The 22,353-nt window shown below is 70.8% G+C and carries 16 protein-coding genes; 9 read left to right on the plus strand and 7 right to left on the minus strand.

Annotated elements, in window-relative coordinates; genetic code table 11:
• Position 1 precedes the first annotated feature (1 nt).
• Genes ACRYRV_RS14420 through ppc form a run of 4 tightly spaced genes read left to right on the plus strand, consistent with a single transcriptional unit; the run spans position 2 to position 7,284 of the window.
• Positions 2–1,483: a TRAM domain-containing protein gene (locus ACRYRV_RS14420; RefSeq protein WP_444984686.1), complete on the plus strand. Its 1,482-nt coding sequence runs from the start codon at positions 2–4 to the stop codon at positions 1,481–1,483.
• Complete coding sequence (gene relA / locus ACRYRV_RS14425; protein WP_253443487.1) at positions 1,476–3,752, plus strand: GTP diphosphokinase; 2,277 nt, start codon at positions 1,476–1,478, stop codon at positions 3,750–3,752. The genes ACRYRV_RS14420 and relA overlap by 8 nt, the downstream gene beginning before the upstream one ends.
• Positions 3,749–4,639: a nucleoside triphosphate pyrophosphohydrolase gene (gene mazG, locus ACRYRV_RS14430; protein ID WP_253443486.1), complete on the plus strand. Its 891-nt coding sequence runs from the start codon at positions 3,749–3,751 to the stop codon at positions 4,637–4,639. Before relA ends, mazG begins: the two co-directional genes overlap by 4 nt.
• Positions 4,636–7,284 carry a phosphoenolpyruvate carboxylase gene (gene ppc, locus ACRYRV_RS14435; protein WP_444984685.1) on the plus strand — a complete coding sequence of 883 codons (2,649 nt, stop codon included), beginning with the start codon at positions 4,636–4,638 and terminating at the stop codon, positions 7,282–7,284. Before mazG ends, ppc begins: the two co-directional genes overlap by 4 nt.
• A gap of 112 nt (positions 7,285–7,396) precedes the next feature.
• Here ppc and ACRYRV_RS14440 read toward each other — a convergent pair whose 3' ends face one another.
• From ACRYRV_RS14440 to ACRYRV_RS14450, 3 genes are all read right to left on the minus strand, one after another.
• Positions 7,397–7,963, minus strand: a complete 567-nt coding sequence (locus ACRYRV_RS14440; RefSeq protein ID WP_444984684.1) for a hypothetical protein — start codon at positions 7,961–7,963, stop codon at positions 7,397–7,399.
• A gap of 73 nt (positions 7,964–8,036) precedes the next feature.
• A complete protein-coding gene (locus tag ACRYRV_RS14445) occupies positions 8,037–8,981 on the minus strand; it encodes a ketopantoate reductase family protein (protein ID WP_444984683.1) in 945 nt (314 codons plus the stop codon).
• Positions 8,978–10,945, minus strand: a complete 1,968-nt coding sequence (locus ACRYRV_RS14450; protein ID WP_444984681.1) for a DNA topoisomerase III — start codon at positions 10,943–10,945, stop codon at positions 8,978–8,980. Before ACRYRV_RS14450 ends, ACRYRV_RS14445 begins: the two co-directional genes overlap by 4 nt.
• Before the next feature lie 132 nt (positions 10,946–11,077).
• On the opposite strand from ACRYRV_RS14450, the gene ACRYRV_RS14455 reads away from it, so the two are divergent.
• The gene (locus ACRYRV_RS14455) at positions 11,078–12,322 is read left to right on the plus strand and encodes an ABC1 kinase family protein (RefSeq protein ID WP_309635688.1); all 1,245 of its coding nucleotides are present in this window, start codon (positions 11,078–11,080) and stop codon (positions 12,320–12,322) included.
• Between the two features lie 69 nt (positions 12,323–12,391).
• A complete protein-coding gene (locus ACRYRV_RS14460; protein WP_253443476.1) occupies positions 12,392–14,245 on the plus strand; it encodes an SEC-C metal-binding domain-containing protein in 1,854 nt (617 codons plus the stop codon).
• 13 nt (positions 14,246–14,258) lie between these two features.
• On the opposite strand, the gene ACRYRV_RS14465 is transcribed toward ACRYRV_RS14460, so the two are convergent.
• Entirely contained in the window at positions 14,259–15,626 is a 1,368-nt protein-coding gene (locus tag ACRYRV_RS14465; RefSeq protein WP_253452162.1) for an AmpG family muropeptide MFS transporter, read from the minus strand.
• 159 nt (positions 15,627–15,785) lie between these two features.
• On the opposite strand from ACRYRV_RS14465, the gene rfaH reads away from it, so the two are divergent.
• From rfaH to ccoM, 3 genes are all read left to right on the plus strand, one after another.
• Entirely contained in the window at positions 15,786–16,322 is a 537-nt protein-coding gene (gene rfaH, locus ACRYRV_RS14470; protein ID WP_253443474.1) for a transcription/translation regulatory transformer protein RfaH, read from the plus strand.
• Positions 16,323–16,369: 47 nt separating this feature from the next.
• Positions 16,370–16,876 carry an FKBP-type peptidyl-prolyl cis-trans isomerase gene (locus tag ACRYRV_RS14475; protein WP_253443472.1) on the plus strand — a complete coding sequence of 169 codons (507 nt, stop codon included), beginning with the start codon at positions 16,370–16,372 and terminating at the stop codon, positions 16,874–16,876.
• Between the two features lie 128 nt (positions 16,877–17,004).
• Positions 17,005–17,118 (plus strand): cytochrome c oxidase subunit CcoM, encoded by a 114-nt coding sequence (ccoM, locus tag ACRYRV_RS14480; protein ID WP_299310565.1) that lies wholly within the window; start codon positions 17,005–17,007, stop codon positions 17,116–17,118.
• A gap of 166 nt (positions 17,119–17,284) precedes the next feature.
• Here the strand turns inward: ccoM and ACRYRV_RS14485 are convergent, their stop codons facing one another.
• Genes ACRYRV_RS14485 through ACRYRV_RS14495 form a run of 3 tightly spaced genes read right to left on the minus strand, consistent with a single transcriptional unit; the run spans position 17,285 to position 22,351 of the window.
• The gene (locus tag ACRYRV_RS14485) at positions 17,285–19,948 is read right to left on the minus strand and encodes a bifunctional diguanylate cyclase/phosphodiesterase (RefSeq protein ID WP_444984680.1); all 2,664 of its coding nucleotides are present in this window, start codon (positions 19,946–19,948) and stop codon (positions 17,285–17,287) included.
• Positions 19,949–19,965: 17 nt separating this feature from the next.
• Positions 19,966–20,619, minus strand: a complete 654-nt coding sequence (locus tag ACRYRV_RS14490; RefSeq protein ID WP_444984679.1) for a lytic transglycosylase domain-containing protein — start codon at positions 20,617–20,619, stop codon at positions 19,966–19,968.
• A 10-nt stretch (positions 20,620–20,629) separates the two neighbouring features.
• A complete protein-coding gene (locus ACRYRV_RS14495) occupies positions 20,630–22,351 on the minus strand; it encodes a proline--tRNA ligase (RefSeq protein ID WP_444984678.1) in 1,722 nt (573 codons plus the stop codon).
• Positions 22,352–22,353: the final 2 nt, after the last annotated feature.

Genomic DNA, 22,353 nt, shown 5'->3' on the forward strand with positions numbered 1-22,353 from the left:
GATGGCCATGCTGGGCAAGCGGCGGCCGCGCCGTGAACGGTCGGGAGTCTCGGGCCTCCAGGGGCGCCAGGCGCCGCAGTCCGCTCCCGGGCGGCAGGGGGGCGCTGACGACACCGCTGGCGTGATCATCGAACGGCTGGCCCACGACGGGCGCGGCCTGGCCCACGATGCCGCCGGCAAGGCGCTCTTCGTGGAGGGGGCTCTGCCCGGCGAGCGGGTCGAGGTCGCGGTGCACCGCACCCGCAAGCGCTTCGACGAGGCCCACCTGCGCGAGGTGCTGGAGGCATCGCCGGAGCGCGCCGAACCCCCCTGTCCCCACTATGCCCGCTGCGGCGGCTGCGACCTCCAGCACCTGGAGGTCGCGGCCCAGCGCCGCCACAAGCAGGCGGTGCTGCGGGATCTGCTGGCCCGCCAGGGCGTCGAGGTGCCGGACGAGATGGCGCTGCTGGCCGGCGCCAGCGACGGCTATCGCCGCCGCGCCCGGCTGGGCGTCAAGGTGGACGCCGAGGGCGGCGTTCACCTCGGCTTCAGGGCTCGCCACAGCCACCGGCTGGTGGATATCGAGCAGTGCACCATATTGGTGCCCGAGCTGGGCGCGCTGCTGGCGCCGCTGCACCAGCAGGTGGCGTCGCTCTCGGCGCCGCGTCAGGTCGGCCACCTGGAGCTGCTCGACAGCGACCAGGGGCCGGTGCTGGTGGTGCGCCAGCTCAAGCCTCATGGCGAGGATCGCGGCCGCTGGGAGGCCTTCGCCACCGGCCATGCCCTGCACCTGGCCTGGCTGGTCGGTCGCGAGTCGCCCAGGCTCGAGTGGCTGACCCCGGCGCCGGCGCTGAGCTGTCGTGTCCCCTCGGCTGCCGACGCCTCCGCCACTGGCGAGCTGACCCTGGGCTTCGCCCCCGGAGATTTCCTGCAGGCCAACGCCGAGGTCAATCGGCAGATGGTGACCACGGCGCTGCAGTGGCTGACGGACCTGGAGGGGACGCCGCTGCTCGACCTCTTCGCCGGGGTGGGCAACTTCAGCCTGCCGCTGGCCTCGGCCGGCGCCTCGGTCACCGCCGTGGAGGGCAGCCCGGCCATGGTCGAGCGGCTGGCCGACAACGCGGCCCGCCATGGTGCGCGGCTCGATGCCGGTGCGCGCGTCCCGAGGGTCGAGTCCCGTCAGGCCGACCTGGCGCAGGCGGGAGCGGTGGCCCGTTTGCTCGACGAGGTGGGGCCCGAGGTGGTGGTGCTGGACCCGCCTCGAGAGGGCGCCGAGCCGGCGGTCCTGGCCCTGGCGGCCGCGCGGGTTCCCAGAGTGCTCTATGTCGCCTGCGATCCGGCCACCCTGGCGCGGGATGCGGCACGCCTTGTGCATGGGGGATATCGGGTCACGCGCGCTGCTGTGGCCGACATGTTCGTGCACACCTCACATCTGGAATCGATGCTGCTGTTCGAGCTCCCCGGGGAGGGACAGCGGCGGCAAGGAGCGTCACCCGATGGTTAAAGTCCGAGAGGACCAGCCCCTGACCGCGACGGGGCAGGTCGACATCGAACGTTGGATCGAGCGGCTGCAGGAGGACGTCAAGCTGCGCGACCCCGACGAGATGCGTGAGGCCTGCCGGCTGGCCGAGCGGCTGGAGGGTGAGTCCGGGCGCTCCCATCGTGCCTGGCTCCAGGACGGCTCCAGCTTTCGCATGGGGCTTGAGATGGCCGATATCCTCGGCGAGCTCAAGCTCGACCAGGCGACCCTGGAGGCCGCGGTGCTCTACCGGGCCGTGCGGGAGGGGCTGGTCGGCATCGAGGCGGTCGGCAAGCAGTTCGGCCAGGAGGTGGCCCGGCTGATCGACGGGGTGCTGCAGATGGCGGCGATCAGCACTACCCAGCTGCCCAGTCACGAGATGAGCCAGCACGACCAGCAGGACAACCTGCGCAAGATGCTGGTGACCATGATCGACGACGTGCGCGTGGCGCTGATCAAGATCGCCGAGCGCACCTGCGCCCTGCGTCAGGTCAAGGACGCCCCCCGGGAGAAGCAGCTTAGGGTGTCACGGGAGGTGTTCGACATCTATGCGCCCCTGGCCCACCGGCTGGGGATCGGCCATCTCAAGTGGGAGCTGGAGGATCTCTCCTTCCGCTACCTCCACGAGGACGACTACAAGGCGATCGCCCGCCAGCTGGCCGAGAAGCGCCTCGACCGCGACCGCTATATCGTCGAGGTGGTGGATGCCCTCAAGGGCATGCTCGAGGCCCAGGGGATACCCCGCTATGACGTCGACGGCCGCGCCAAGCATATCTATTCGATCTGGCGCAAGATGAAGCGCAAGCGCATCGACTTCTCCCAGGTCAACGACATTCGGGCGGTGCGCATCCTGGTGCCCGAGGTAGCCGACTGCTACACCGTGCTGGGGCTGGTGCACTCCCGCTGGCACCACGTGCCCAACGAGTTCGACGACTACATCGCCAACCCCAAGAAGAACGGCTACCAGTCGCTGCATACCGCGGTGCTCGGCCCCGAGAACAAGGTGCTGGAGATCCAGATCCGTACCTTTGCCATGCACGAGGAGGCCGAGCTCGGGGTCTGCGCCCACTGGCGCTACAAGGGCCACGACACCAAGGCCAAGAGCTCCAGCTACGAGGAGAAGATCGCCTGGCTGCGCCAGGTGCTCGAGTGGCAGGAGGAGGTCGGCGAACTCGGCGACCTGAGCGAGGGGCTCAACAGCGATGTCGCGCCGGACCGCATCTACGTCTTTACCCCTGACGGTCACGTCATCGACCTGCCGCGCATCGCGACCCCCATCGACTTCGCCTATCGGGTGCACACCGAGGTGGGGCACCGCTGCCGGGGCGCCAAGGTCAACGGCCGCATCGTGCCGCTCACCTACCGGCTCAAGACCGGCCAGCAGGTGGAGATCCTCACCGCCAGCAAGGGGGGGCCCAGCCGCGACTGGCTCAACCCGAGCCTCGGCTATGTGCGCACCAGCCGGGCCCGGGCCAAGATCCAGGCCTGGTTCAAGCACCAGGCCCGGGACCAGAATCTCGAGGAGGGGCGCGCGCTCTTCGAGCGCGAGATGAAGCGCCTCGATCTGGAGGACATGGACCTCGAGACCCTGGCGCGCAAGGTCAACTACCAGAGCCCCGACGACATGTATGCGGCGCTGGGGGCCGGTGACCTGCGCATCGGCCAGGTGCTGCACCAGGCCCAGCAGCTGTTCGGCGAGAACGACGACCAGGAGCAGCTCGACCGCCTGCTGGCCAAGCCCAGGCGTGCGCCGGGCAAGGGCGGGCAGAGCGATATCACCGTGCTCGGGGTGGGCAACCTCAAGACCAGCATGGCCAACTGCTGCCATCCGGTGCCCGGCGAGCCCATCGTCGGCTTTATCACCCAGGGGCGCGGCGTCACCGTGCATCGCCAGGAGTGCCCCAATATCCTGCAGCTGCGCCTGGAGGAGCCCCAGCGCATCATCGAGGTGGAGTGGGGCGAGCGGGCCCGCACCCAGTATCCGGTCAATATCGAGGTTCAGGCCTGGGACCGCTCCGGCCTGCTGCGCGACGTCACCGGCGTGCTCGGCAACGAGAAGGTCAATGTGCTGGCGGTCAACACCCTGACCGATACCGACGACGGCATCGCCCGCATGCGCATCACGGTCGAGGTGGACGGCCTGGAGACCCTGGGCCGGCTCTTCTCCCGCATCCAGCAGCTCTCCAACGTCATCGAGGTGCGCCGGCTGCGCAGCGGTGCCAAGGCGGGCAAGCGCAAGGGGAAGGGCACATGAGCCATCGCCATGACCTCGACGACCTGCTGACCCTGATGGCGGTGCTGCGCGACCCCGAGCAGGGCTGCCCCTGGGACCTCAAGCAGGGGTGGGACTCCATCGTGCCCCATACCCTGGAGGAGGCCTACGAGGTGGCCGACGCCATCGAGCGCCGCGCCTGGGAGGAGCTGCCCGGCGAGCTCGGCGACCTGCTCTTCCAGGTGGTCTACTACGCCCGGTTTGGCGAGGAGGAGGGGCGCTTCGACTTCCACGACGTGGTGCAGGTGCTGACCGACAAGATGCTGCGCCGCCACCCCCATGTGTTCCCGGACGGCACCCTGGCCTCCCGGCGCCCGCCCGGGGTAAGCGCCGAGGAGATCGAGAGCCGCCAGGTGCACTCGCGGTGGGAGAGTCTCAAGGCCGAGGAGCGCGCCGCCCGGGCGTCCGGCGAGGCGTTGTCCTCGGTGCTCGATGACGTGCCCCGCACCCTGCCGGCCCTCAGCCGGGCCGCCAAGCTCTCCAAGCGCGCCGCCCGGGTCGGCTTCGACTGGCCCGATGCCCGCGGGGTGGTCGCCAAGATCCGCGAGGAGCTCGACGAGGTCGAGGAGGCGCTGGCCGCCGGCGACCATGACCACGCCGTCGAGGAGGTGGGCGACCTGCTCTTTGCGGTGACCAACCTGGCGCGCACCCTCAAGGCCGACCCCGAGCGGTGCCTGCGCGCCACCAACGCCAAGTTCGAGCGCCGCTTCCGCCACCTGGAGGCGGCGCTGGCGGCCGACGGGCTGGCCCCGGGCGAGGCCGATCTCGCCGCCATGGAGCGCCACTGGCAGGCCGCCAAACGTCTGGAATTCCCATCATCTGCATGCCCCGCCGCGGCGGGCAAGACTCCGGGAGACTCTCGGCCATGAGCCATGATCTGCACGAATCCCTGCGCGACAACGTTCGCATCCTGGGCGACAGCCTGGGGCGCACCATCGCCGACGACCTGGGGGGTGGCTTCGTCGACAAGATCGAGACCATCCGCGGCTTCGCCAAGCGCGGGCGTCAGGGCGACGGCAGCAGCCAGCGGGAGCTGATCGACTACCTGCGTCGGCTGCCCGATCAGGACCTGCTGCCGGTGACCCGGGCCTTCAACCAGTTTCTCAACCTGGCCAATATCGCCGAGCAGCACTATCGGGCCCGCTTTCGCCGGGTGGAGGACTACCGGCCCGGCAGCCAGCCGGTGCTCAGCGAGCTGCTGGCCCGTGCCCGCCAGGCCGGCAACACGCCGCGCAAGCTGGTGGAGACCCTGGCCGGCATGCGCGTGGAGCTGGTACTGACCGCCCACCCCACCGAGGTCATCCGCCGTACCCTGATTCAGAAGTATGACGCCATCGACGACTGCCTGAGCGCCATCGAATCCTCCCCGGACTACCCGGAGCGGGGCGCCCGGGCCAAGGGGCGCCTGGAGGAGCTGATCAGCCAGGCCTGGCACACCGACGAGATCCGCCACGAGCGGCCGACCCCGGTGGACGAGGCCAAGTGGGGCTTCGCGGTGATCGAGAACTCCCTGTGGCAGGCGGTGCCCGACTTCCACCGCGACCTGGACAACCTGCTGCTGGAGAGCGCCGGCGAGCGCCTGCCCCTGGATGCCGCGCCGATCCGCTTCGCCTCCTGGATGGGCGGCGACCGGGACGGCAACCCCAACGTCACCTCCCGGGTCACCCGGGAGGTGCTGCTGCTGGGGCGCTGGATGGCCGCGGATCTCTACCTGCGCGACCTCGAGCAGCTCAAGGCCGAGCTCTCCATGTGGAAGGCCAACAGCGCGCTGAAGGCCGAGGTCGGGGAGGTCGCCGAGCCCTATCGGGAGCTGCTGCGCCGCCTGCTGGCCCGGGTCGAGGCGACCCGGGACTGGGCCAAGGCGTGCCTGGACGGCAGGCCCTTCGACGGCGGCCCCATCATCGAGAGCCGCGACCAGCTCTTCGCGCCGCTGCTCACCTGCTACCGCTCGCTGTGCGATGTGGGCCTCGACACCATCGCCAACGGCGCCCTGCTCGATACCCTGCGCCGGGTGGCGGTGTTCGGCGTGACCCTGACCAAGCTCGATATCCGTCAGGAGGCGAGCCGCCACGCCCAGGTGATGGAGGAGCTCACCGACGGCCTGGGGCTCGGCCACTATCGCGACTGGAGCGAGGAGCAGCGCCAGGCCTTCCTGCTCGAGGAGCTCGCCTCCCGGCGGCCGCTGATTCCGCGGCGCTGGGAGTGCTCCACGGAGTCCCGGGAGGTGATCGACACCTTCCGCGTCATCGCCAGCGAACAGGCCGAGGCGCTCGGCACCTACATCATCTCCATGGCGGGCCAGCCCTCCGACGTGCTGACCGTGGCGCTGCTGATGAAGGAGGTGGGGGGCGACGTCAAGCTGCCCATCGCGCCGCTGTTCGAGACCCTGGATGACCTCAACCACGCCGGCGACGTCATCGACCGCCTGCTCTCCCTGCCCGGGTACCGGACGCTGACCGGCGACCGCCAGGAGGTGATGATCGGCTACTCGGACTCCGCCAAGGATGCCGGCCAGCTGGCCGCCGCCTGGGCCCAGTACCGCGCCCAGGAGACCCTGGTGCAGGTGTGCCGGCGCCAGGGGGTCGACCTGACCCTCTTCCACGGCCGCGGTGGCACCGTGGGTCGCGGCGGCGGCCCCGCCCACGCGGCGATTCTCTCCCAGCCCCCGGGCTCGGTGAACGGCAGCCTGCGGGTCACCGAGCAGGGCGAGATGATCCGCTTCAAGTTCGGCCAGCCGGAGATCGCCCTGCGCTCCATGGAGATCTACGCCTGTGCGGTGCTGGAGGCGACCCTCTTGCCGCCGCCGGACCCGGAGCCCCACTGGCGCGAGGAGATGGACCGCCTGGCCGAGGTGGCCCACCGCGCCTACGTGGGCGTGGTGCGCGAGGATCCCGACTTCGTGCCCTACTTCCGAGCGGTGACGCCGGAAGGCTCCCTCGGGCGGCTGCCTCTGGGCTCGAGGCCCACCAAGCGGCGCCAGGACGGCGGCGTCGAGACCCTGCGCGCCATTCCCTGGATCTTCGCCTGGACCCAGATCCGCCTGATGCTGCCGGCCTGGCTGGGCAGCGGCGAGGCCTTCGCTCGGCGCCTGGAGCAGGAGGGCGGCCGCGAGGTCCTGCAGGAGATGCGTGACCGCTGGCCCTTCTTCGGTACCTATCTGGACATGCTGGAGATGCTGCTGGCCAAGGCCGACGTGGGCATCGCCGCCTACTATGAGCACCGCCTGGTGGACGAGCCGGCGCTCAAGGCTCTGGGGGAGCGGCTGCGCGAGCGCTTCGGCAAGCTCCACGAGGTGCTGCTGGAGATCCTGGAGCAGGAGGAGCTGCTGGAGAAGACGCCGCTGATTCGCCAGGCCATCGCGGTGCGCAACCCCTATATCGACCCGCTCCACGGCCTCCAGGCAGAGCTGCTGCAGCGTAACCGGGACGCCGACGGGGCGATCAGCGCCGATCTCTCCCGGGCGCTGATGGTGACCATGGCGGGCATCGCCGCGGGGCTGCGCAATACGGGGTAGGCCCGGGCTTCTCCCGGGAGGAACAAGGGGCAAGAGACAAGGAGCCCCGCGGGCACTAGCCTGCGGGGTTTCTCGAGCGTGTCGAGACCTCTCAGACTGGAATACCTCAACCCTAGAACGGAATATGCAGCGAGGCGGTGAGCAGGTTGAGGTGGGCCATATCCGGGGCGTCGAACTCCTCCAGCTCCAGCCGGCTCACCACCCGGTCGAACTGGAGGCGGGCGCCGAGGCCGGTGACGCGGGTGGTACCGGCGGTATTGAGGGCGTCCCGGGGAATCACGGCGTCGCCCTCCCAGCCCGCCACGCCCGACTTGGCGTAGAGGCCCAGCCGGCCGATGCGCACCCCGGCCATCAGGCTGCCGCCCACGCTTACCGAGTTGATCAGGAGCTGCTGCTCGCCCAGGCGGGTCGGCACCTCGTCGCTTTCGCGGTAGCTGAGCTCCGCGGCGAGGTCGAGCCTCGGCAGCCGGAAGGGGGAGTAGCCGGCGATAAGCCGAAAGCCGGAGGTGTAGCCGTCCGGGGTCTCGATATCGCGCCCCTCGATCACCACCCCGTTGTCGAGGCGCATCAGCTCGGCGTCCTGGCCGGTGAAGGAGGGCGTGTCGTTGGCGCTGGCCGGGGGAGCTGCGGCCATCACGGCCAGGGCCAGCAGGAGAGCGAAGGCGGAACCCGTTTTCATGATTCCTTTCCTTGCGCTGCGGCCGGGCCGGAGATGGCGGGGCCGCAGGGCGAGTGATGGATAAGCCTGTAGCCTAGCAACAGTTCCCGATGCCCGCCAGCTCCCGTTGGCGCAGCCAGGCGGCCAGCTCGGCCAGTCCCGGGGCCTGGAGCCCGTGGGCGTCGGCGGCATCCAGCAGGGGGCCGAGGATGGCCTCGTGTTCGGTGGGGCGAGCGGCCAGCACGTCCTGCAGCATGGAGGCGCGGTTACCGGCGGTGCCCTCGATGACCCGCCACACCAGGGCCTGCCAGCCCGGCGCTCCCTGGCCCTCGGGCGGGTCGATGCCCTCGGCGGCGAGGATGGCGGCCACCTCCGCGATCAGCGACTCCACCAGGGGGCGGTAGCGGGGGGCACGCAGCTCCCCGTTGAGGATGCGAAAGCGGGCGACCAGGGGGTTGATGGCGGCGTTGACGGCGAGCTTCTGCCAGAGTCGCCGGCGGATATCGTCCACCGCCCGCGCCGGCAGGCCGGCCTGGGTCAGCGCGGACGCCAGCCTGCGGGCCAGCTCACCATGGGCAGCGTTCGACGAGGGGGAGAGGTCCCCGATCAGGGTCTCGCCGTGGCCGGCGTGGACCACCCGGTCGTCGCCTTCCACGAAGGCCCCCTCGGTGGTGGTGGCGCACAGCACGGGTCCGTCGTGGCGCGCCGTAAGCCGCGGCTGGCAGCCGAAGCCGTTCTGCCACAGCACCAGGGGGGTGCCCGCCGGCAGGCGAGGGGCCAGGGCGGCATGGGCCGTCTCGGCGCCGTAGGCCTTGGTGGTCAGGTGCACGACGTCGGGGGTGCCTGCCAGGTTGGCCAGAGTGGTCGTGAAGAGGGTGGCGTCGAGACGCGTCCCTTCGGGGGTGATCAGCGTCTGCCGCTCGGGCAGGGGGCGGCGGCCGGCCAGAGTGACGCGGCTGCCCGACGTGGCCAGGCGCAGGCCGATCAGGCGGCCCAGGGCGCCAGGCCCGATGATCCAGTGGTGGGGCAGAGGGGTCATGAGGGGCTCCGGCGGCGAGCGGGGCGACGCTTGCCCCTGGGGTTCTGGCCTGCGGTTCGCCCGCTGCGGGCGCTGCCGGAGCGAGTGCGCCCCGAACGGCTGGCGCTGCGAGCCGTCGAGGCCGCGGCCGCTTCTTCGCCCCGGGCCTCGGCCAGGGACCGGCGCAGCCCGGCGGCGTCGGCGTGGGCCAGCAGCCGGCGCAGGTCCTCCACCAGCTCGGCAAGAAAGGGGGCCGGTTCGGCCGTCGCCTCGGCGATGGCCGAGAGGCGCTGCTCCCAGAGGGCGGTGCGCTCCGGCCGTCCGGCGGCCTCGGGCAGCGAGGCGATCAGGGCGCTGCCCAGGCGGGTGGCGCGCAGCGCCTTGGCGCGGCGAACCAGGTAGCCACGCTCCACCAGGGTCTCGATGATGCCGGCCCGGGTGGCCTCGGTACCCAGGCCGTCGTGCTCGCGCAGGGTGCGCCGCACCGCCGGGTCCTCCACGTAGCGGGCGATATTCATCATCGCCTTGATCAGGCTGGCGTCGGTAAAGGGCTCCGGGGGGCGGGTCTCGCGGTCCTCCACGCCGGTCTCGTCGACCCGGCACGCCTCGCCCTCGGTCAGCGGCGGCAGCGGCGGTGCCTCGTCCCGGGTGGTGAAGAGCGGCTTCCAGCCCGCCTCGAGGATCTCCTGCCCTCGGGCGCGGAAGCGCTCGTCCAGAATCGTGAACTCCGCCTTCACCTCCCGGGTGGAAAGCGCAGGATAGAACTGGGCCAGGACGTTGCGGGCGATCAGCCGGTAGACATTGGCCTCGGTGGCCGAGAGGCGCGCCGGCTCCATGGGGCGGCCGGTGGGGGCGAGGGCATGGTGGGCGCCCACCTGCTTGTCGTTCCAGGCGCGAGAGCGCCGCGAGAAGTCGGCCCCGGCCAGCCAGCGGCTCAGGGTGTCGTCCGCCCGGCAGGCGCCCTCCAGGGTGGCCCGGGCGGCGGCGAAGTGCTCCTCCGGCAGGTAGCGGCAGTCGGAACGGGGGTAGGTGATCAGCCGGTGGCGCTCGTAGAGGGCCTGGCAGGTATCCAGCACCGCCTTGGCGGAGAGCCCGTAGCGCCGCGCGGCGTCCACCTGCAGCGCCGAGAGCGAATAGGGCAGGGGGGCGGGCTGGCGCTTCTCCTGGGTCGCGAGGGCGGTGAGTCGCCCCTCGGCGCCGGGCAGGCGCTCGGCGAGGGCCGCGGCAGGCTCGCGTTCGAGCAGTCGGCCCTGGTCGTCCAGGGGGTGGCCCTCGCCGGGAGCCCACCAGGCGCGCAGGCGGCCCCGGGCCACGGCGAGGTCCGCCCAGAGCACGAAGAAGGGCCGCGGCGTGAAGTCGCGAATCTCGGCGTCGCGGCGCACCACCAGGCCCAGCACCGGGGTCTGCACCCGGCCCACCGAGAGCACGCCGTCGTGGCCCGCCTGGCGCCCGGTGAGGGTCCAGGCCCGGGTCAGGTTGATGCCGTAGAGCCAGTCGGCCCGGGCGCGGCACTCGGCGGCCCGGTAGAGGGGGCGGTAGTGGGCGTTATCCTCCAGCCGCGCCAGGGCGCGCTGCACCGCCGGGCGGTTGAGGTCGCTGACCAGCAGCCGCAGGACGGGCCCCTTCCAGCCCAGGTGCTCGATCACCTCCTGGACCAGCAGCTGCCCCTCCCGGTCCGGGTCCCCGGCGTGGACCACCTCCCGGGCCTGCTTGAGCAGCCGGCGGATCACCGCCAGCTGGCCGCGCGCCTTGGGGCGAGGGGTCAGCTTCCAGCGCTCGGGGAGGATCGGCAGGGTGTCTAGGCGCCACTGCTTGAGGGCCGGGTCGTAGGCGTCGGGCGGGGCCTGCTCCAGCAGGTGGCCCAGGCACCAGGTGACCAGGGTATCCCCCGCCGCGATGGCGCCCTCCTGCTTGCGGGGAGCGCCGGGCAGGGCGGCGGCAATGGCCCGGGCCATACTGGGTTTCTCGGCGATGATCAGGCGCATGGCGGACTCGTCGGCATCGATATGGAGATTCTTCCAGTGTCGATCCCGATTGGCCAGGTGTCATTTCGCTCTTATGATGTACAATTCCTGTATCACTATTGACCGCTGACCATCACCCATCGGGAGTCTGACATGCGAGAACGCGGCAGGACGAGGCGGCTGCTGGGGCTGGGCGCCAGGACCGGCGGAGCGCTGCTGCGCACCCGGCTGGGCGGCCAGGCCGACTGGCGGGGGCTGGGGGAGGCGCTCTTCGAGGGGCTCTCGGAGCTCAAGGGGCCGGCCATGAAGCTGGCTCAGATCATGTCCCAGTGGGATGACCTGCTGCCCCCGGACCTGGCCGAGGAGCTGGCGCGCCTGCAGCGCCAGGCCGAGCCGATGCCCTGGGCGTCGATCCGCCGCACCCTGGAGGCCCACTACGGCGACCTGGAGGCGACCTTCCGGGAGATCGAGGAGCGCCCCTTCGCCAGCGCTTCCATGGGACAGGTGCATCGCGCCGTGACCCTCGACGGCGAGAGCCTGGTGCTCAAGGTGCAGTATCCGGGGCTTGCCGAGGTGCTGGAGAGCGATCTCGCCCAGGTGCGGCGGCTGATGCGTCTGGGGCGCTGGTTCAAGGTCCCCCAGGCGCGCCTGGACGCGCTCTTCGAGGAGCTGGCTTCGAGCCTGCGCGGCGAGCTTGACTACCGTGCCGAGGCCGAGGCGCTGGCCCGCTACCGGGCCCGGTATGCCCACCTCGAGCGCCTGGTGATCCCGGAGCCGCTGCCTGCGCTCTCCGGCGAGCGGGTGCTGGCCATGCGCTATGTGCCGGGCACCCCGCTGCGGGAGCTGGAGGGCGCGGACGATGCCTTGCGCCAGGGCGTGGCCACCGTCCTGGCCGACTGGATCACCGAGGAGCTCTTTACCCACGGCGAGCTCCATGCCGACCCCCACGCGGGCAACTTCGCCGCCGACGACCAGGGGCGGCTGGTGATCTACGATCTGGGTGCGGTGATCCCGGTGCCGGAGCCGCGACTGCGCGCCATGATGCGTCTGCTCGACGCTACCCTGGCCCAGGATCCCATGGCCATGGATGAGGCGCTGCTGCAGCTGGGCGGGCGCCAGGGGCAGGGGGCACCGCTGGCGCTCTACCGGGAGTCCGCCGAGGCGGTTGCGCCGCTCTTCGCGCCCGGCGAGCAGGACTTCGGCGACGTGCGGGTCCACCGCCGCCTGCGCGACCTGACGCCCAAGGTGTGGGCCGCCATGGACCGCCTGCAGCCGCCGGCGGATACCCTGCTGCTGTCGCGGACCCTCAACGGCCACTACTGGAATCTGGTGCGTTTGGGCGCCCGGCTCGACATGCAGGGACGCACCCGCCCCCTGCTGGCCTGGGCGAAAGGCTAGGCGTAGGCGGCTGCCCAGCGCCCGGGCGGGCTGGTAGACTGGGCCGTTTTTCGGACGGTGGAGAGAGCGATGCTGGCGGTATGGGTCGAACAGCTGCTGGGGTATGCCTCGGGAGCCCTCAAGGTGATTCGGCGCGACGAGCGCTATCCGACGCTGGTGGCCTGGGCCCGGGAGGAGGGGCCGTCGCTGGTGGGGGGCAAACTGCCCATGGCCCAGGCCCTGGCGCCTGAGCTCTGGTCCCAGACCCCCCTGGAGCGGCTCGACTTTGCCGCCGAGCCCCTGGCCCGCCCGGGGCGCAATGAGCCCTGCTGGTGCGACTCCGGTCGCAAGACCAAGCAGTGCTGCGGCGCGGTGCGCCTGCCCGGTCCGGTGCCTGGCCACCTGATGTGGATGCTCTCGCTGCGCGAGTGGAAGGGCGACACCCTCAAGGCGGCCCTGGCCAGCGGGCGTGCCCCGGCCCAGGCGCTGCTGGAGGCGGGGCTGATTGCCGCCGAGACCGGCCAGCGCGGCCGCGCCCAGCAGATCCTCGAGTCGCTCTTCGAGCGCGGCGACTGGTCCCGGCTGCCGGAGCAGGCCGAGCCCGCCTTCGAGATCCTCCTCGACCTCTACCAGGAGCGCGGCTTCACCCGCAAGCGCGAGGCCCTGCTCGACGCCGTGCTCGACCAGGGGCCGCTCTTCCTGCGCGGCGTGGCCCTGGAGCGCCTCTGCCTGATGCACCTGGACGCCGACGACCTGGACAGCGCCCGTGCCGCCTTCGTGCGCGCCCAGCAGGCGCTGCCCGACTCCCCCACCCTGGCCTATATCGAGGCGATGCTGCTGCTCCACGAGGGGCACGAGCAGGAGGCCGCCGAGCGGGCGCGCTTCTGGTTCCGGCGGCTGGCCCGCCAGGGCGAGCTTGACCCCGACCAGCTGCAGTTCCTGGCCGACCTGGCCGACAATCCCGGCGCTACCCTGGCCGAGCAGCTGCTCAACGCCGAGGAGGACCTGGCCGGCCCCCTGGCGTCGCTGCAGGCCCTGCTGGAGGTGCTGCCCACCGCCCCGAAGCTGCGGGTCTCCGGGGGCGCCGAGGGGCGCCTCGAGTACCGGCAGAGCGAACGGGAGGCCTCGCTGCTGGCGGCCTGGCGTGACCACTTCCCGGTGGAGGCGGCCGGTGATGCCTCCCTGGGGCTCGAGGGCGACCCCTGGCCGGTCGCCGGCGAGTGGCTGCCCGAACTCTGCGCCCACCCCGAGTGGCTCGACGCCCCGGCGGTGGTGGAGGGGCTGGTCCTGGCCCTGACGACCCGTTTCGGCAGCCTCCCCTGGATGGCCCCCAGCCTCTTCGTGCCCCTGGCCGAACGGCTGGAGCGCTGGCTGGAGCAGGTGGCCGCGGAGGGGCCCGGTGCCCTGGTCTGGGAAGATGCCGACAATGCCTTGCTGCTGCGCACGGGCCTGGCCCTGGTGGTGGGCATGGAGCGCGGCGCGCGTCAGCGCTCCCGGCAGCTGGCCGAGCGCCTGCTGGCGCTCGACGACCACGACAGCCTCGGCCTGCGGGAGCTGGTGCTCGACCAGCTGCTCCGCGACGGGCGCGACGCCGAGGCGCTGGCGGTCAGCCATCCGCCGGCGGGCGAGCCGCTGGGGGAAGGGGCCCTCGGGCTGCTGCTGGGCAGGGCGCTGGCGCTCTACCGCCTGGGCCGCCAGGAGGAGGGTGTCGAGGCGCTGGCCGAGGCACGGCAGCACAACGGCCATGCCCTGGCGCTGCTGTGCGCCGAGACCCCCCGGCCCGGGTTTCCCAGCGGTGCCGGGGAGGGCGACGTTGAGCCGGGCTCCCGGGCCGAGGCGTGGCAGTACCGCACCCTGATGCGCGATCAGTGGCGCACGACGCCGGGAGCCCTGGCCTGGCTCCAGGCATGGCTCGAGGCGAACCCGGAGCGCGCCGCTCGCTGAGTGACGGCGGCGATCAGGCCCCGCGGGGCAGCGGGGCGGGCACCAGGTCGCGGTCGCGGCTGATCCAGATCGCCAGCGCGATGGCCGGCAGGCCCAGGGCCGTGGCGATCACGAAGAAGGTGGCGTAGCCCTCGGCGGCCACCACCACCCCCCCGAAGCCGCTGAGGAACTTGCCCGGCAGGGTCATCAGCGATGAGAAGAGCGCGTATTGGGTGGCCGTATAGGCCCGCGAGGTGAGGCTGGAGAGGAAGGCGATAAAGACCGCGCTGGCCAGGCCGTTGGCCAGGTTGTCGCCGACGATCGCCATCACCAGCATGGGCAGGCTCTGGCCGGCCAGGGCCAGGGCCGCGAAGAGCAGGTTGGTCAGGGTGGCGGCGGCCGCCCCCAGTACCAGGATCGGCCCGATGCCGTAGCGCGCCACCAAAAGCCCCCCCAGGATTCCCCCGGTCACGCTCATGGCGATGCCGAAGACATTGGTCACGTTGGCGATGGTGGCAAGCGAGAAGCCCATGTCGATATAGAGCGGATTGGCCATGGAGGCCATGGCCAGGTCGCTGATCCGGAACACCGCGATAAAGACCAGCAGCCACAGCGCCTTGAGGCGGTGGCGGCTGAAGAAGTCGGTGAAGGGGCAGACGATGGCGCCGATGACCCAGGCCCCCAGGCGGCGCAGCTGGCGCGGCTTGCCGCGGCTGGCGCGCAGGAAGGCGCGCACCCGCGGTTCGTGGATCAGCTGGGTGGTGAGCGAGAGGCGCTCGGGCTCCGGGCGCAGCAGCACGGTGACCACCCCGATGCCCACCAGGGCCGCCATGGTCAGGTAGGCCGCCTCCCAGGAGAGCCAGGAGGCCACGTACATGGCGCCGGCGCCGGCGGCCAGCAGCCCGCCGCGGTAGCCGATGATGTAGGTGGAGGCCATGGCCGCCTGGATATCGTCCGGCGCCGATTCGATGCGAAAGGCGTCGATGGCGATGTCCTGGGTGGCCGAGCCGAAGGCCACCAGCAGCGCGAAGCCCGCCACCAGGGCCAGGTTGTTCTGCGGGTCAAGGCTGGCCAGCCCCACCAGGCCGGCGGCGATCATGGCCTGGGCCAGCAGCATCCAGCCGCGGCGCTGGCCGAAGGTGCGGGTCAGCAGCGGCAGGGCCAGGCGATCCACCACGGGGGCCCAGAAGAACTTGATCGAGTAGAGGATGCCGACCCAGGAGAAGAAGCCGATGGCCGCCACCTCCACGCCGTCGCTGCGCAGCCAGGCGGAGAGCGTCGAGAACACCAGCAGGAAGGGGAGGCCGGCGGAGAAGCCGAGGAAGAGCATGGTGATCACCGGCGCGCGCAGGTAGATCGCCAGGGCGTCGCGCCAGCTGCGGTGCGGCGTCGGGCTGGGCAGGGGGCTTGGCATCGGGAAGGGCACTCCTTGCGAGCCGCCCGGGGTGGCGGCGAGCCATCACAGGCGGTCACCATCGATGGTAGAATCTGTCTCTCGGGCCGATTGTTGCAGAGGGCCCGCACCGATACCAGCCTCCCGGCCTTTTCCGACAGGAGTCTCATGAACGACAACGATGCGACCCTCGAGTCCGGCGATGATGCCGTCCCCCGCTGGTACGTGATCCAGTGCAAGGGCGGCGAGTCCTTCCGCGCCGCCGAGCACCTGGCCAACCAGGGCTACGAAGTGTTCCACCCGGTGCTCGAGGTGCAGAAGAAGCGCCGCGGCAAGCTCGAGTGGGTCTGCGAGCCGCTCTTCCCCTACTACCTCTTCATTCGCCTCGACCGGCTGGTCAGCAACTGGCGCCCGATCCGCTCGACCCGCGGCGTGCTCAAGCTGGTGGGCTTCGGCGACATGCCGGTGGCGGTGGAGGATGGTCTGGTGGCCACCCTGCGCGAGCACGGCAGCGAGCGCAGCACCACCGACCGCAACCTCTACTTCCGCGCCGGCGAGGCGGTCACCATCACCGAGGGCCCCTTCAAGGAGCTCCAGGCCGTTTTCGCCAGCCACAAGGGGGAGGAGCGCGCTATCGTGCTGCTCAACCTGCTGCATCGCCAGCAGCGCCTGGAGATGCCGATCGCTCAACTGAAGCGAAGCTGACGGCGGTTCTTTCTTCTCTCCCCTTCATTCACCCGCAGGAGAATGCCATGACGATCGCCCCCCAGCGGGTCGTGACCCTTCACTACGTGCTCAGCGATGCCGATGGCGAAGTGCTGGACGACTCCCGTGCCCGCCAGCAGCCGCTGGAGTACCTCCACGGCCACCACAACATCGTTCCGGGGCTGGAGCGCGCCCTGGGCGGTCAGGCCCCGGGCGCCGAGCTTACCGTGACCCTGATGCCGGCGGAGGCCTATGGGCTGCGCAACGAGGCGCTGGTTCGGGAAGTGGGCCGCGCTGCCTTCCCGGTGCCGGACCTGGCGCCGGGCATGCGCTTCCAGACCCCCGGCGACGACGGCCCTCAGGTCGTCACCGTGCTGGAGGTGCGCGATGACAGCGTACTGATCGATACCAACCACCCCCTGGCGGGCCGCACCCTGCGCTACCGGCTCGAGGTCCTCGAGGTGCGCGACGCCACCCGCGCCGAGCTGGCCAAGGGGCACCCGCTGCCGCCGGATACCGATCACACCCAGGTAGAGGACAAGAAGGTCCTCTGAAAACTGACCTGCATCAAGATTCTCCGCGCCCGGAACCGGGGGCGGGAGCGAAATTGATGCAGGTCAGGTTTCTCCCCCCCTTCCCGGGCTAAAGTCCATCCAACAGATCGAGACGGGAGGACACCACCATGTATTGGGATGACGCCGTAGTATTTGGCCTGGTCACCGTCGCGATGATGATCGCCTTCATGGGTGGATGGATCGGCTTCATCATTCGCGACCACCGCAAGAAGAAGCACTGAGCCATTCATCGCAAAAAGTCGTCAGGGGAGGGGGGAGTCATCCCCCCAGTAGCCGACCCGCTTGGGTCGGCTTTTTTTCGTCTGGTGACTGGCCGCCGGCATGTCTCGGCAACGGTGCCGGGACCTGCTTGCGGGGTCGGCTCCGGTTGAACAGCCTGCCGAGAGATCACCGCTGGCGGTGGTCGCTGACCCTGGCCAGGAAGGCCTCCAGCGGCTCGGGCCTGGCCAGCAGGTAACCCTGCAGCAGGTCGACCCCCTGGCGGCGCAGGAAGCTGGCCTGGGCCTCGGTCTCCACCCCCTCGGCCACCAGCCGCAGCTCCAGGGCCTGGGCCAGGGCGATGATGGAGCGGGCCAGGGGCGCATCGTCGGCGTGCTTCAGCGGCTCGATGAAGGCGCGGTCCAGCTTGATCTCCTCGACGCGCAGCTCCTGGAGGTAGCGCAGGGAAGAGTAGCCGGTGCCGAAGTCGTCCAGGGCGATGGCGAACCCCAGCGCCTGTAGGGCGCCCAGGCACTCGCGGATGTCCGGGGTCACCAGCATCGACTCCACCACCTCCAGCACCAGCCGCCCGGGCGCTACCCCATGGCGCTCCAGCGCCTCGGCCAGTCGCAGGGTAAAGCCGTCATCGCGAAGCTGCTGCACCGAGATGTTCATGGCGAGTACCTGAGGGGAGTCGCGGAGCGGGCCGGCCAGCAGGGCCAGGGTCTCCTCCAGTACCCAGTCGCCGATGGGGCGAATGAGGCCGCTGTGCTCCGCCTCGGCGATGAAGGCGCCGGGCGCCAGCAGGCCCCGCTCGGGGTGCGCCCAGCGCAGCAGCGCCTCGGCGCCGTGGAGGCGGCCGTCGCGGGTGAACTGTGGCTGCAGGTAGAGGCGGAACTGCCCTTCGGCGATGGCCTCGCGCAGCTCCCGCTCCAGTCGGCTGACACGGGCCTGCCACTCCCCCATGGCGGGCTCGTAGCGGGCCAGGTGGTGTACCGGCATCTCCCGGGCCGTGTCTAGGGCCAGCTCGGCGCGCTGCAGCAGCCGGTGGATATCGTGGCCGTCCCGGGGGCAGCTCGCCAGGCCCAGGGTGAAGCGCAGGCTGGCCGCCTGCTGAGCGCCCAGCCACTCCTGTCCATCGAGCTCCTCGAGCAGGTCCTCCAGCGCCTGCTGGCGCAGCGAGGAGTCGGCGCCGGGGAGCAGCAGCAGAAGGCGATTGGCGGGCAGCCGGGCGGCGCTTCCGGCGAGGGCGGGGGCCGCCAGGCGACGGCTCAGCAGGCGCCCCACGGCGTGGAAGGCGGCATCGCCCATGGCGGTGCCCAGGGTATCGTTGATCTGGGTCAGCCCCTTGAGGTGCAGGATGCCAACCTGGCACTCACCCTGCTCCAGGAGAAGGGTGATTGTCTCGTGGAGGCCGTGCAGGGTCGGCAGGCCGCTGACCTCGTCATGGTTCAACTGGCGGTCCAGGCTCAGCTCCACCTCGCGACGTCGCAGGGACTCGGCGAACTGGGTGAGCAGCCCCGTGAGCCCCATCAGGGCGTTGATCTCGTCATCCCGCCAGCGGCGCGGGCGGTGATCCTCGCAGCAGAGCACGCCGCGCAGCTCGCCTGCCAGAAAGAGGCCGATATCGAGCAGCGAGACGATCTCTTGCTGCCTGAGATAGGGGGCCAGGCCCGCGAGGCGCGGGTCATTCTGGGCGTCGTCGGTGACCAGTGCCGGATGGTGACGCAGTTGCGCCAGATAGGTCTGCAGTCGGCGCCCTCCCAGGCTCTGGCCGACCAGTTCCGGCCTGTGCAGGCTGGCCTCGCAGACCAGCCGCCCTCCCTCCATTACCCAGAGGTTGACGTCATCCACATCGAGCAGCTCGGCGCTTCGAGCCAGCAGCGACGCGATGAAGGCCTCCTCGTCCACCTCCTCCAGCTGCATGTCGCGCAGGGCGTGCCAGGCGCGCTGCTGGTCGGTGAGCCGTTCCTGGGTCTGCTGCAGAGCGTGGAGGTTGGCCAGGCTCGCCTCGGTCTGGCGACTCAGGTAGCGAAAGAGCCCGGCGGCCAGGATGGTGAGTCCGGCCAGGGTGACCAGCAGGGCGGGCAGGGCGTTCTTGACCATCTGGGAGCCCGGTGCGGCCGGCGTCCAGGCCAGCCAGCCCAGGGGGGTGCCCTCGAAGTCGGCCAGAGGAAGGCGCGCCCCTTGGGCTGGCGGCGACGCCAGCAGCCGCAGATCGGCCAGGCGGGTAGTCGCCTGAAGCTGGGCCAGGGGTTTCTGGGCCATGCGGTAGGCAAACAGCAGCCGGTGCGGCTCGCTGGCGGGCGGGTGGCGATCGCTCTCCGGCTGGACCGCAGCGGCGACTCCTACCAGCAGCTCGCCATCCAGCCTAAGGAAGGTGGCCGTCGGTGCCTCTCCAGGCAGTGCGGCGGGCAGCGGCTGGCTGCGCTGGCGCGGTGGGAGGATCTCGCCCTTGTCTACCTCCCACAGGATCTTCCCATCCGGCGCGACGATAAGCGCCAGGTCGATGCCGAGATTATCATGCAGGTTGGTGCCCATCTCGATCTCGAGCCAGTCGAGGTCCGGCCCATCGGGCCGGTGAATGGCGAGATGGCTGAGGTCCCAGACCGCGTAGTCCAGTGCCACGCCGGCGAGCCGCTCCTGGAGCTGTAAAAGCTGAACGGCGATCTGCTCAAGGGTGTGGCCTGCCTGCTGGCGGTTCTGCTCGGCGGCGGCCAGCAGTAGGACGCCGATGATGATCGCCAGCGCCAGGCTCAGCAGCAGCCCGAGCCCCTGGCGCAGGCGACGATCGACGCGCTCGGTGGCATGCAGGGCAGCTGAGGGGGGTGGCTCGCGTCCGTGCGGCTCCATGGGTCATCCTCCTGGGGTCAGCGCTGTACGGTGACGCGATCGCCACTGCCGGGTGGGCGCCAGTGGCGCTGCCAGGCGCGCATCACCCGCTCCGGGTACCAGGTCTGGCCCAGGCTGCCGTTGTAGCGGGCCAGCGCCCGGGTGAAGTCGCCGCGCTCCACGGCCAGGTAGTGGGCCAGTATCGTGGTGCCATAGCGCAGGTTGCGCCAGGGGTCCATGAGGTCATCGGCGGGCAGGCCCAGTTCGCGGATCCAGAAGGGCATGATCTGCATCAGCCCCACGGCGCCGGCGGAGGAGACCGCATCGGCCCGGAAGGCGCTCTCCACCTGGATCACCGCCAGGACCATTTCCGGTGGCAGGTTGGCCAGGCGGGCCTCCAGGTAGATCCGCTGCAGGAGTTCTCCGCGCAGGGCCTCATCCTTGACGAAGCGTGCCAGGGAGGGCTCCATGGCGCTCTGCCACTGGCGAGCGGCCCAGATCTCGGCGGGGTGGCGGGGAGTGCTCAGCGACTCGTCCAGGGTGGTGCGCAGCGACGCCGGTGGCGGGGGAAGCGGCTGCACCAGCAGCGGGCGCTGCTGGGCCTCCAGCGAGCCGAGGAAGCCCGCTTCCTCGGCGTTTGCGGCGGGGGGCAGCAGCCAGAGCGCCGCGAGCAGGGGCAGGGCCCGGCTCACGGCGCTGCGCTCAGCGCTGGACCCTGCCGCGCAGGAAGTCGAGGATCTCACCTGCCGGTACCATGGTAGCGTCACTGTCACGGCGTCCCTTGTACTCCAGCTCACCCTTATCCAGGCCGCGGTCGCCAATCACCAGGCGGTGGGGCAGGCCCATCAGCTCATGGTCGGCGAACTTGGCGCCGGGGCGCAGGTCGCGGTCATCCAGCAGCACCTCGAAGCCGGCGGCGGTCAGCTCGGCGTAGAGCTTCTCCGACTCCTCGCGCACCCGCTGGGACTTATGGGCGTTCATCGGCACCATGGCGATCTGGAAGGGGGCGATGGCGTCGGGCCAGATAATGCCGCTGGCATCGTGGTTCTGCTCGATGGCAGCCGCGACCACGCGGGTCACACCGATACCATAGCAGCCCATCCAGGGATGCAGGGCGCGACCTTCGTCGCCGAGCACGGTGGCGTCCATCGCCTCGCTGTACTTGCGCCCCAGCTGGAAGACGTGGCCCACCTCGATGCCGCGCTTGATGGAGAGGGTGCCGTGGCCATCCGGGGAGGGGTCGCCCTCCACCACGTTGCGCAGGTCGGCGACCCTGGGCAGGGCGACGTCGCGCTCCCAGTTGATGCCGAAGTAGTGCTTGCCGTCGACGTTGGCGCCGGCGCCGAAGTCGCTCATCAGCGCCACGCTGCGATCCACGACGATCGGCAGCTCCAGGCCCACCGGGCCGAGCGAGCCGGGACCGGCGCCCACCGCGGCGCGGATCTCCTCTTCGCTTGCCATGGTCAGGGGCTCCGCCACCTCCGGGAGGTTTTCGGCCTTGATGGCGTTGAGCTCGTGGTCGCCGCGTACCAGCAGGGCGATCAGGCCGCCTTCGGCGGCGTGGACCATCAGGGTCTTGATGGTCTTCTCGATGGGCAGGCCGTGCTGCTCCACCAGGGCGGCGATGGTCCTGGCATCGGGGGTGTCGACCAGGCGCAGCTCCTCGGCGGGGGCGGCGCGCTCGGGGGTGGTGCCCAGCGGTGCCGGCAGCGCTTCGGCCTTCTCGATGTTGGCGGCGTAGTCGGAGTCGCTGGAGAAGACGATGGCGTCCTCGCCGGAGTCGGCCAGCACGTGGAACTCGTGGGAGTTGTCGCCGCCGATGGCGCCGGTGTCCGCCAGCACCGGGCGGAAGTCCAGGCCCAGGCGGGTAAAGATGCGGGTGTAGGCATCGTACATCGCCTGGTAGGTCTCCTTCAGGGAGGCCTCGTCGACGTGGAAGGAGTAGGCGTCCTTCATGATGAATTCGCGGGAGCGCATCACCCCGAAGCGCGGGCGGATCTCGTCGCGGAACTTGGTCTGGATCTGGTAGAAGTTGACCGGCAGCTGCTTGTAGCTGGCGATCTCGCGGCGCACCAGGTCGGTGATCACCTCTTCATGGGTCGGGCCGACGCAGTAGTCGCGCTGGTGGCGATCCTTGAGGCGCAGCAGCTCCGGGCCGTACTGCTCCCAGCGGCCGGACTCCTGCCACAGCTCGGCGGGCTGCACCGCCGGCATCAGCACCTCCTGGGCGCCGGCACGGTCCATCTCCTCGCGCACGATCTGTTCGACCTTGCGCAGGGTGCGCAGGCCCACCGGCAGCCAGGTATAGAGGCCGGAGGTGAGGCGACGGATCATTCCCGAACGCAGCATCAGCTGGTGGCTGATGACCTCGGCGTCGGCGGGGGTTTCCTTGAGGGTGGCAATCAGCATCTGGGTGGCGCGCATGG

It is taken from the genome of Halomonas mongoliensis (assembly GCF_052496345.1).

Coding starts and splice junctions, on each gene's coding strand:
- ACRYRV_RS14420 (WP_444984686.1), top strand. CDS start 2: ATGGCCATGCTGGGCAAGCGGCGGCCGCGCCGTGAACGGTCGGGAGTC.
- relA (WP_253443487.1), top strand. CDS start 1,476: ATGGTTAAAGTCCGAGAGGACCAGCCCCTGACCGCGACGGGGCAGGTC.
- mazG (WP_253443486.1), top strand. CDS start 3,749: ATGAGCCATCGCCATGACCTCGACGACCTGCTGACCCTGATGGCGGTG.
- ppc (WP_444984685.1), top strand. CDS start 4,636: ATGAGCCATGATCTGCACGAATCCCTGCGCGACAACGTTCGCATCCTG.
- ACRYRV_RS14440 (WP_444984684.1), bottom strand. CDS start 7,963: ATGAAAACGGGTTCCGCCTTCGCTCTCCTGCTGGCCCTGGCCGTGATG.
- ACRYRV_RS14445 (WP_444984683.1), bottom strand. CDS start 8,981: ATGACCCCTCTGCCCCACCACTGGATCATCGGGCCTGGCGCCCTGGGC.
- ACRYRV_RS14450 (WP_444984681.1), bottom strand. CDS start 10,945: ATGCGCCTGATCATCGCCGAGAAACCCAGTATGGCCCGGGCCATTGCC.
- ACRYRV_RS14455 (WP_309635688.1), top strand. CDS start 11,078: ATGCGAGAACGCGGCAGGACGAGGCGGCTGCTGGGGCTGGGCGCCAGG.
- ACRYRV_RS14460 (WP_253443476.1), top strand. CDS start 12,392: ATGCTGGCGGTATGGGTCGAACAGCTGCTGGGGTATGCCTCGGGAGCC.
- rfaH (WP_253443474.1), top strand. CDS start 15,786: ATGAACGACAACGATGCGACCCTCGAGTCCGGCGATGATGCCGTCCCC.
- ACRYRV_RS14475 (WP_253443472.1), top strand. CDS start 16,370: ATGACGATCGCCCCCCAGCGGGTCGTGACCCTTCACTACGTGCTCAGC.
- ccoM (WP_299310565.1), top strand. CDS start 17,005: ATGTATTGGGATGACGCCGTAGTATTTGGCCTGGTCACCGTCGCGATG.
- ACRYRV_RS14485 (WP_444984680.1), bottom strand. CDS start 19,948: ATGGAGCCGCACGGACGCGAGCCACCCCCCTCAGCTGCCCTGCATGCC.
- ACRYRV_RS14495 (WP_444984678.1), bottom strand. CDS start 22,351: ATGCGCGCCACCCAGATGCTGATTGCCACCCTCAAGGAAACCCCCGCC.